Origin of the sequence: Streptomyces sp. 11-1-2, assembly GCF_003595545.1 — a bacterium.
Lineage (GTDB): Bacteria > Actinomycetota > Actinomycetes > Streptomycetales > Streptomycetaceae > Streptomyces > Streptomyces hygroscopicus_B.
In genome coordinates, this window is sequence record NZ_CP022545.1 from 1,031,517 (window position 1) to 1,042,504 (window position 10,988).

The following is a 10,988-nucleotide window of genomic DNA, read 5'->3' on the forward strand; positions in this document are numbered from 1 at the left end:
TGCCGGCAAATTGCGGAGGGTTGTTGCTTCAGAGAATTCCGAGATCCTCGTCCACCATTTTGAAGAGTTCGCCATCCGTCGCCGATTCGAGTTGGTCGACGAGAGCAACACTGTCGTTCGGGACTTCCCGTGCGTCGCCGTACTTTGCCAAGAGCTCCCGCAGGCGTGACGCCACATCCGTGCGGCCGATCTCCTCCCAGGTCATCGTCGATAGACCGGCTTCAAGCTGATCGAGGCCCACGGATACGGGCACCGAAGTGGCGGCGGATCCGGCGTCCCGCGTCAGCTCGTGGTGGAGATGCTGGGCCAGGGCGGTAGGTGTCGGGTGGTCGAAGACCAGTGTCGCGGTCAGACGGAGTCCGGTCACCGTGCCGAGCCGGTTGCGCAATTCCACCGCCGTCAGCGAATCGAAGCCGAAATCCTTGAACGCACGGCCCGGTTCCACGATTTCCGGGCCGCCGTGACCCAACACCGCGGCGACATTCCGCCGTACCGTGTCAAGCACCAGGCGTTCGCCTTCCGCATACGAGGCTCCGGCCAGGCGTGCCCGCAACGCCTCCGCCGCTCCGGTGGCTTCCGCTGTCGCCCTGCGGACGGGCATGCGGACCAACTCCCGGAGGACATGAGGTACTTCGGCGACTCCGCCATGTCCGGCGGACCTCCAGACCGTCGTGTTCAGCCGTGCGGCGGCGACGACCGGGCCATCGCTTGCGCAGGCGGCGTCGAACAGCGCGAGCCCCTCGGCCGACGACAGGCCGGAGATGCCGACCTGGTCCATCCGCCGCCTGTCCACTTCGGCCAGCCCCGCGGTCATCCCGCTGCGCTCCTCCCACAGGCCCCAGACCAGCGAGAGGCCGGGCAGATCCTGCGCCCGGCGCTGTGACATCAGCGCGTCGAGGAAGGCGTTGGCGGCGGCGTAGTTGCCCTGCCCGGCGGCCCCGAACATGCCCGCCACCGAAGAGAAGACCACAAACGCCGACAGGTCGAACCCGGCCGTCATCTCATGCAGGGCGAGGGCCGCCTCCGCCTTCGGTCGCAGTACGGTGTCCAGCCGCTCCGGAGTCAACGACGCGATCACACCGTCGTCCAGCACGGCGGCGGCGTGGACAACGCCCTTCAGCGGATGCGTGGCGGGGATGTCCGACAACACCGCGCCGAGGGCGTCCCGGTCGGCCACATCACAGGCTGCCCAGGTCACCGATGCCCCGGCCGAGGTCAGCTCATCGGTCAGCTCGGCCGCGCCTTCGGCCGCCGATCCCCTGCGGCTGAGCAGTACCAGATGACGCACACCATGGTTGGCCACCAGGTGCCGGGCCAGCAGACCGCCCAGGGTGCCGCTGGCCCCGGTGATGAGGACCGTTCCCTCGGAGTCCCATGCCGCCGAGGGGCCCCGTTCCGCCTGCTCCTCGGCTCGGACCAGCCTCGCCGACAGTACGCGCCCTCCGCGTACGGCCAACTGCGGCTCGCCCGAGGCAAGGGCCGCGGCCAACGGAACGGAGCCGAGCTCTGTGGGATCCTCCACGTCGAGGAGGAGCAAGCGATCGGGGTGTTCGGCCTGCGCGGACCGCACCAGGCCCCATATCGCCGCCCCTCCCAGGTCGTCCACGCCCTCGGTCGAGGAGGTGGCCACGGCGCCGCGGGTGGTGATGACCAGGCGGGCGTCGGCGAACCGCTCCTCAGCAAGCCACTCTTGCACCCACTCCAGCGCCCGGTGCGCCGCGCCACGTACACCTCCGTGGTCGTCGCCACCGGCGCCGGTCGCGGAGGGCAGCAGCACCCACTCCGGCACGGGCTCACCCTCGGCACCGGACTGGGCCAGAGCCTTCAGATCAGGGTGTGTTCGTACCTGCCAGCCCGCCGACCGCAGCGCCAGGGACAGCCCACCGTCCTCCGCACCGATCAGCGCACAGTGCGCGGAGGACGGCGCGTCGGCCGGGAGCGGCATGGCGTTCCATCGCAGCTGGAACAGCGACTCATGGGAGGCGCCCCGCGCGGCGTCGATCTGCTCGGCGGAGACCGGACGCGTCACCAGCTCTGCCACCGAGGCCATCAACCGGCCCGTCTCATCGGCCACGGCGAGCGACAGACCGCCGGCCCCTGCCGCCGCCAGCCGTACGCGGACCGTGGTCGCGCCGGTGATGTGCACCGACGTCCCGTTCCAGGCGAACGGCAAACGGACCTGCTCCGCGTCCGAGTCCACCAGGCCACCGGGCCCCGCCACATGAAGGGCGGCGTCGAGCAACGCGGGGTGCACACGGAATCGGGTCGCGTCCGGCCACTGCTCTTCGGCCAGTGCCACCTCGGCGAACACCTCGCCTTCGCGCCGCCAGGCAGCCCGCACGCCCTGGAACGCCGGCCCGTACGCGAGCCCGCCCAGCGCGAAACGCTCGTACATACCACTGATGTCGACCGCCTCCGCATCCGCGGGCGGCCACACGCTCAGCTCGGCCGAGATCGCCGCTTCCGGTCCCCCGGCCTGATTCAGGACGCCGGTGGCGTGACGCGTCCAGGGCCGGTCCTCATCACCGGATTCCTGCCGGGAATGGACGGTGACGGGTCGACGGCCGTCGTCCTCGGCTCCGGCCACCATCACCTGGAGCTGGATCGCACCGCGTTCGGGAAGGACAAGGGGCGCTTCCAGCACCAGGTCGTCCACGCGGTCACAGCCGAAACGGCCACCCGCGTGCAGCGCCAGATCCACGAAGGCCGTCCCCGGCACCGCCACCGAGCCCATTACCGCGTGGTCGGTCAGCCAGGCGTGCGTACGCGCGGACAGCCGGCCGGTGAACAGGCACCCGTCGGAGTCGGGCAGCGTCACCGCGGCACCGAGCAGGGGGTGTTCTTCGGAGCTCAGCCCCGCCGAGGCCACGTTTCCCGCCGCCCCACCGGCCTCGAGCCAGTACCGCTTCCGCTGGAAGGCGTAGGTCGGCAGCTCCACGTGGCGTACGGGGGTCGGCGCGAGCAACGCCGTCCAGTCCACCTGAGCCCCACGGACGAAGATCCGGGCCAACGCCTCCTGGAGCGTGGCGATCTCGTCCCGGCCGCTCCGCAGTGCGGAGACGAACTCGACGTCCGGCGCGGTCTCTTGTCCCATGCCGGAGAGCACCCCGTCCGGGCCCAGTTCCAGGGAAGTCGTCACGCCTGCCTCCGCGAGAGCCGCCATGCCATCGGCGAAGCGCACGGTCTCGCGGACGTGCCGTACCCAGTACTCCGCCGAGCACAACGCCTCGGCATCCGCGACCGCGCCCGTCACGTTCGACACGACGGGAATACGCGGAGACGCATACGACAACCCCTCCGCCACCTGCCGGAACTCGGCCAGCATCGGCTCCATCAACGGCGAGTGGAAAGCGTGCGAAACACGCAGCCGCTTCGTCTTGACACCCTGAACCTCAAGGTGCCCAGCGACCTCCATCACCGCCTCCCCGGCACCGGAAATCACCGTCGAACGAGGACCGTTGACCGCCGCCACACCCACCTCAGCCTCACGACCCGCCAACAACGGCAACACATCCACCTCAGCGGCCTGCACCGACACCATCACCCCACCCGACGGCAACCCCTGCATCAACCGCCCACGAGCCCCCACCAACACACACGCATCCGCGAGCGACAACACACCCGCCACATGCGCAGCAACCAACTCACCAATCGAATGCCCCGCCACAAAATCCGGCCGCACACCCCACGACTCCACCAACCGGAACAACCCCACCTCCACCGCAAACAACCCACACTGCGCAAACACCGTCTCATCCAACCCCGACAAATCCCCACGGATCACCTCCCGCAGCGAACGCTCCAACACCCCCTCGAAATACCCACACACCTCGTCAAAGGCGTCCGCGAACACCGGGAACGCCTCATACAACTCCCGCCCCATCCCGACCCGCTGACTACCCTGACCCGAGAACACGACCGCCGACTTCCCCGGCACCGCCGAACCCCGCACCACACCGACCGCCGGTAGGTCATCCGCCAGGGCTTCCAGCCCGGCGGCGAAGCCCTTACGGTCAGCGGCCAGCACCACCGCCCGGTGCTCGAACACCGAGCGCGTGGTCACCAGCGACGAAGCCACGTCCACGACCGCCGCCTCGGCGTCCGTCTCGCCACGTACGGACGACAGCAATCGCCTCGCCTGTGCCCGCAACGCACCCTCGGACTTCGCCGACACCACCCACGGCACCAGCACCGACTCCTCGGGCCCTTCGGCCACCGGCTCGGCGACGGGCCTTTCCTCGGGGACCTGCTCCACGATCACATGCGCATTGGTCCCGCTGGCGCCGAAGGAGGAGACACCCGCACGCCTGGGGTGGCCCGTCTCCGGCCAGTGCGTAGCGTCCGTGAGCAACCGCACCGCGCCCTCGGACCAGTCCACATGCGGCGACGGCTCATCGACATGCAGCGTTTTCGGCAGTACGCCGTGCCGCATCGCCAGCACCATCTTCATCACACCCGCCACACCGGCAGCCGCCTGCGTATGGCCGATGTTCGACTTGATCGACCCCAGCCACAGCGGCCGGTCCTCGGCGCCCCGCTCCCGTCCGTAGGTCGACAGCAGCGCCTGTGCCTCGATGGGATCACCGAGTGTCGTGCCCGTACCGTGTGCCTCCACCGCGTCCACCTCGGCGGCCGACAGCCGGGCACTCGCCAGGGCGGCCCGGATGACCCGCTGCTGCGACGGGCCATTGGGGGCCGTCAGCCCGTTGGACGCGCCGTCCTGATTGACGGCGGACCCGCGGACGACGGCAAGTACCCGGTGGCCGTTGCGCCGTGCGTCCGAAAGCCGTTCCAGCAGCAGCATGCCGATGCCCTCGGAGAACCCCGTACCGTCGGCGGCCCCCGCGAACGCCTTGCACCGTCCGTCCGCCGACAGCCCCCGCTGACGGCTGAACTCCACGAACAGGGCGGGGGTCGACATCACCGTCACACCACCCGCGAGCGCGAGCGCGCACTCCCCCTGGCGCAGCGACTGAGCCGCGAGATGCAGCGCCACCAGCGACGACGAGCAGGCGGTGTCCACCGTCACCGCGGGCCCTTCGAAGCCGAAGGTGTAGGAGACCCGGCCCGAGGCGATGCTGCCGGCGGTGCCGTTGCCGATGTAGCCCTCGACTCCGTCCGGCACCGCAGCCGAGCCGTAGTCGTGGTGCATGATTCCGGCGAAGACACCGGTCTGGCTGCCGCGCACCGACGCCGGGTCGATACCGGCCCGCTCCAGCGCCTCCCACGACGTCTCCAGCAGCAACCGCTGCTGCGGATCCATCGCCAACGCCTCACGCGGCGAAATACCGAAGAACTCCGGCTCGAAATCACCCGCGTCATACAGGAAACCACCCTCACGCGCATACGCCGTGCCCCTGTGATCGGGATCCGGGTGATACAGGCCCTCCAGGTCCCAGCCACGATCATCCGGAAAGCCTGCGATGGCGTCTCCGCCGCGGGACAGAAGCCTCCACAGGTCCTCGGGGGACTTGATCCCACCCGGGAAGCGGCAGCTCATTCCCACGATCGCGATCGGCTCGTCCTGGGACGCGGCCACCGGCGCAGGGCGTCCAGCGTCGACAGCCGCATCGTCGCTCCTGCCGAGGAGTTCGTCGCGGAGATAGCGGGCGAGCGCCAGGGGCGAGGGGTAGTCGAAGACGAGCGTGGCAGGCAGGCGCAGTCCGGTGGCCGTGTTCAGCCGGTTGCGCAGCTCGACCGCCGTCAGCGAGTCGAACCCGAGCTCCTTGAACGCACGCTCCGGCTCGACCTCGTCCACACCGGAGTAGCCGAGCACCGCGCCGACCCCCGCGCGTACGAGATCCAGCAGCGTCTCCTCCTGCTCGGCCTCCGAAAGCCCCGCGAGGCGAACGAGGTCACCCGGCAGGAACGTGTCCATGCCCGTAGCCGCATCCGTCAGCGCCCTCCGCGACGGGGTACGCACCAGCCGTCGGAGCAACGGAGGAACGGTCCCTGCGCCACCACGGAGCACCATCGGAGCGATCCGCACGGGGACCAGCAGCGGCTGGTCCACGGCACCCGCCGCGTCGAGGAGCGCGAGACCTTCGTCCGACGACAGTGGGATCACGCCGCTCCGCTCCATCCGGGCAACGTCGGTGTCTGCGAGGTGGCCGGTCATATCGCTGCGTTCGGCCCAGAAACCCCAAGCCAACGACACCCCCGCAAGCCCACGCGCCCGACGACGCGCCGCCAGACCATCCAGGAACATGTTCGCCGCCGCATAGTTCCCCTGCCCCGCCGCACCAAAAGTCGCAGCAGCCGACGAGAACACCACAAACACCGACAGATCCAGACCCCGCGTCAACTCATCCAAATACACCGCCGCATCAACCTTCGGCCGCAACACCACATCAATACGCTCCGGCGTCAACGACTCCACCACACCGTCATCCAGCACACCGGCCGCATGCACCACACCACGCAACGGACGATCCACCGGAATACGCCCCAACACCCCCGCCAACGCCCCACGATCCGCCACATCACACGCCTCGAACACCACACGCGCACCCAATTCGGCAAGCTCGGCCTCCAACTCCGCCGCACCCACCGCCTCACGACCACGACGCGATACCAACACCACACTCCGCACCCCATGACGGACAACCACATGACGCGCCACCAAACCACCCAGCACACCACTGGCACCCGTAATCAGCACCGAACCATCGACATCCCACACCACCCCCCGCTGAGGCACCACAGGTACCAGAGCCCGGACCAGCCTCGGGGCGTGCATACCACCGCCACGCACGGCAAGCTGAGGCTCTCCGGATGCCACCGCGGCACCGATCACCTCGGCAGCCCACTCCACGCTCTCCAAATCCACCAGAACGAATCGGTCCGGATGCTCAGCCTGCGCCGAACGCACCAAACCCCACACCGCGGCAGCCGCCACATCCGGCACACCCTCACCCGACACAGCAGCCACCGCACCCCGCGTCACCACCACCAACCGCGAACCAGCAAACCGCTCCTCAGCCAACCACCCCTGCACCACCCGCAACACACGATGGGCGAGGTGGCGCGTGGCGGACGACAGATCCTGTGCACCCGAGCCCGACTCGGACACGCATGGCACGAGGACGACGTCCGGGGAACCTGCCAGGGTGGCCAGTTCCGGGCAGCTGATTACGTCGTGGCCTGCCGCATCCAAGGCAGCGGTGAGGCCGAGATCGTCCGACCCGACGATCGCCCACTGAGCCTGGGATGCAACCCCCGGCATGTCCTCGGAGGGCACGCGATCCCATTCCACGGTGAACAGCGAGTCCCTGACCACCTGCGGGGACGCGGTGAGCTGCTCGGCCACCACCGGCCGCCCCACGAGTGAGTCGACCGAGGCCACCGGTACCCCGTCGGCGTCCGCCACCAGCACCGAGATCCCTTCGGCTCCCGACGGCGACAAGCGCACCCGCAGCGCCGTCGCACCCGTGGCATACAGGGAGACACCCGTCCAGGCGAACGGCAGACGAGCGGGGCCCGTCTCCTCGCCGTCCGGGCCCACCCCGGCCATATGGAGGGCGGCGTCGAGGAGGGCCGGATGCAGACCGAACCGCCCCGCCTCCGCACGCTCCTCCTCCCCAAGCGCCACCTCCGCAAACACCTCATCACCACGACGCCACGCAGCCCGCACCCCCCGAAACACCGGCCCATACTCCAAACCCACCCCAGCCAACCGCTCATACACACCACCCACATCCACCGCCACCGCACCCACAGGCGGCCACACACCCAACCCCTCCACCACCCCACCCGAAAGACCAGCACTCAACACCCCCACCGCATGCCGCGTCCACGACTCCTCCCCCTCACCCTCCAACCGCGAAAACACACCCACCACACGCCGACCCACCCCATCCGGCACACCCACCGACAACTGCACCTGCACACCACCACACTCAGGCACCACCAACGGCGCCTCCAACGTCAACTCCTCCAACCACCCACAACCCACCCCATCCCCCGCCCGCAACACCAACTCCACCAACGCCGTCCCCGGCACCACCACCACACCCAACACCACATGATCAGCCAACCAACCATGCGAAACCAACGACAACCGACCCGTCAACAACACCCCATCCACACCCGCCAACCCCACCACCGCACCCAACAACGGATGATCAGCCGAACCCAGACCAGCGGATGTCACATCGCCGACGCCCGACGGAGGAGTCTTGATCCAGTAGTGCTGGTGCTGGAAGGCATAGGTCGGCAATTCCACCTGCCGAGCGCCCGTCCCGCGGAACACCGTGGACCAGTCGACAGAAGCCCCGCCGACATACGCCTCGGACACGGAGGTCAGGAAACGGTCCAGGCCACCCTCGTCACGGCGCAGCGAACCCACGGCGGTGACACGGGTGCCGTGATCCTCGGCCGTCTGCTCCACACCCATCATCAGCACAGGATGGGCGCTGGCCTCGACAAACACCTGGAAACCATCCGCCAACAGGAACCGGACCGTCTCATCGAAGCGCACCGACTGACGCAAATTCCGGTACCAGTACCCGGCATCCAGCCCCGCCGTATCAAGCACCCCACCAGTCACCGTCGAATAAAACGGCACCGACGACGACCGGGGAGCAATCCCGACGAGGGCGTGCCGAAGCTCGTCCTCGATGGCCTCGACGTGAGCGCAGTGCGAGGCGTAGTCCACGGGAATGCGACGCGCCCGGATCCCCTCGCCCTCGCACACCGCCAGCAGCTCCTCCAACGCATCCGCGTCACCCGAGACAACAACCGCCGAAGGCCCGTTCACCGCCGCCACCGACAACCGCTCACCCCACGCCACCAGCCGCTCCCGAACCTCCCCCACCGGCAACGACACCGACACCATCCCGCCACGCCCCGACAACGCCCGCAACGCCTTGCTCCGCAACGCCACCACCCGCGCCGCATCCCCCAACGACAACGCACCCGCCACACACGCCGCCGCAATCTCACCCTGCGAATGACCCACCACCGCCGCAGGCTCCACACCATACGAACGCCACAACTCCGCCAACGACACCATCACCGCCCACAACACCGGCTGCACCACATCCACCCGCTCCAACGCAACCGCATCGCCGAGCACATCCACCAACGACCAGTCCACGAACGGCGCCAACGCCGCCGCACACTCACCCACCCGCGCCGCGAACACCGGCGAAGACTCCAACAACCCAGCCGCCATCCCCACCCACTGCGACCCCTGACCAGGAAACACCAACACCGCACGACCATCAGCACCGGCCACACCCCGCACCACGCCCGCCGCATCCCGGCCCTCCGCCAGCGCGGCCACACCACCGACCAGACCGTCCCGGTCCTCGGCCAACACCACCGCACGATGCTCGAAAACGGTACGAGCCGTCGCCAGCGACCACCCGACGTCCCCAGCCGACAGCTCTGTCCGCTCCTCCATGTACCACGCCAGCCGATCCGCCTGCGACCGCAAGGCCGCCTCGGAGCGGGCCGACAGCACCCACGGCACCACCGCACGCTCGACGGACATCGCACCGACCGTGGCAGAGGGAGCCCCGCCCGTGCCCTCGTCCGCCGCGTCGTCCTCATCGCCCACCGGCGCCTGCTCGAGGACGACATGGGCGTTGGTGCCGCTGACGCCGAAGGCCGACACACCGGCCCGTCGCGGCCCACCGTTCTCCGGCCATGCGACCTTCTCGGCCAGCAGCTCGACCGCGCCGGCCGCCCACTCCACGTGCGGCGTCGGCTCATCGACGTGCAGCGTTTTCGGCAGCGCACCGTGTTGCATGGCCAGCACCATCTTCATCACGCCGGCCACACCGGCCGCCGCCTGCGTGTGGCCGATGTTGGACTTCACCGACCCCAGCAGCAGCGGCCTACCGTCCGCGCGGTCCTGGCCGTAGGTGGCCAGCAGCGCCTGCGCCTCGATCGGGTCGCCCAGCGTCGTACCCGTGCCGTGTGCCTCGACCGCGTCCACCTCGGCGGCCGACAACCGCGCGTTGGTCAGGGCCTGGAGAATCACGCGTTGCTGGGAAATGCCGTTGGGCACGGTCAGTCCACTGCTGCTGCCGTCCTGGTTGACGGCGGAGCCGCGTACCACCGCCAGCACCGGGTGACCGTTGCGCCGCGCGTCGGACAGCCGCTCCAGCAGCAGCATGCCCACACCCTCGCCCCAGCCCGTGCCATCGGCGGCCGCCGCGAACGCCTTGCACCGGCCGTCCGGCGCCAGACCGCGCTGACGGCTGAACTCCACGAAGAGACCGGGCGTGGACATCACGGTCACGCCACCGGCGAGGGCGAGCGGGCACTCCCCCTGCCGCAGGGACTGCACCGCGAGATGCAGTGCCACCAGAGACGATGAGCAGGCGGTGTCCACCGTCACCGCGGGCCCTTCGAAGCCGAAGGTATAGGAGAGCCGACCCGACATCACGCTGGCCGCACCGCTGGTGGCCAGGAAGCCCTCGACACCCTTCGGGGCCTGTCGCAGCGCGACGGTGTAGTCCTGACCGTTGGTGCCCACGAAGACACCGGCCTTGGTGCCGCGCAACGACGCCGGGGTGATACCGGCCCGCTCCATGGCCTCCCATGACGTCTCCAGCAGCAGCCGCTGCTGCGGGTCCATCGCCAGCGCCTCACGCGGCGAGATGCCGAAGAAGGTGGGATCGAAGGCGCCCGCGTCGGAGAGGAACGCGCCCTCCTTGACGTACGAGGTGCCGGAGCGGTCGGGGTCGGGGTCGTACAGCTCCGCCAGGTCCCAGCCGCGGTCCTCCGGGAACGCGCTCACGGCGTCCTCGCCACCGGCCAGCAGCTCCCACAGCTCCTCCGGGGACCGCACACCGCCGGGGAACCGGCAGCTCATCGCCACAATCGCGATCGGCTCCCGGGACTTCTCCTCGACATCGCGGAGCCGCCGCTGCGTCTGCCGGAGATCAGCCATGACGCGCTTGAGGTACTCAACGAGCTTCTCTTCGTTTGACACTTGGCCCTGCCCCCTCGAAGAAACCACGTGGTTCTCGTTCATG

At 69.2% G+C, this 10,988-nt stretch carries 1 protein-coding gene; it reads right to left on the reverse strand.

Annotated features, from left to right (window positions below; translation table 11 throughout):
* Positions 1–28: 28 nt before the first annotated feature.
* Positions 29–10,945, reverse strand: a complete 10,917-nt coding sequence (locus CGL27_RS04500) for a type I polyketide synthase (protein ID WP_240450351.1) — start codon at positions 10,943–10,945, stop codon at positions 29–31.
* Between the last annotated feature and the right edge of the window lie 43 nt (positions 10,946–10,988).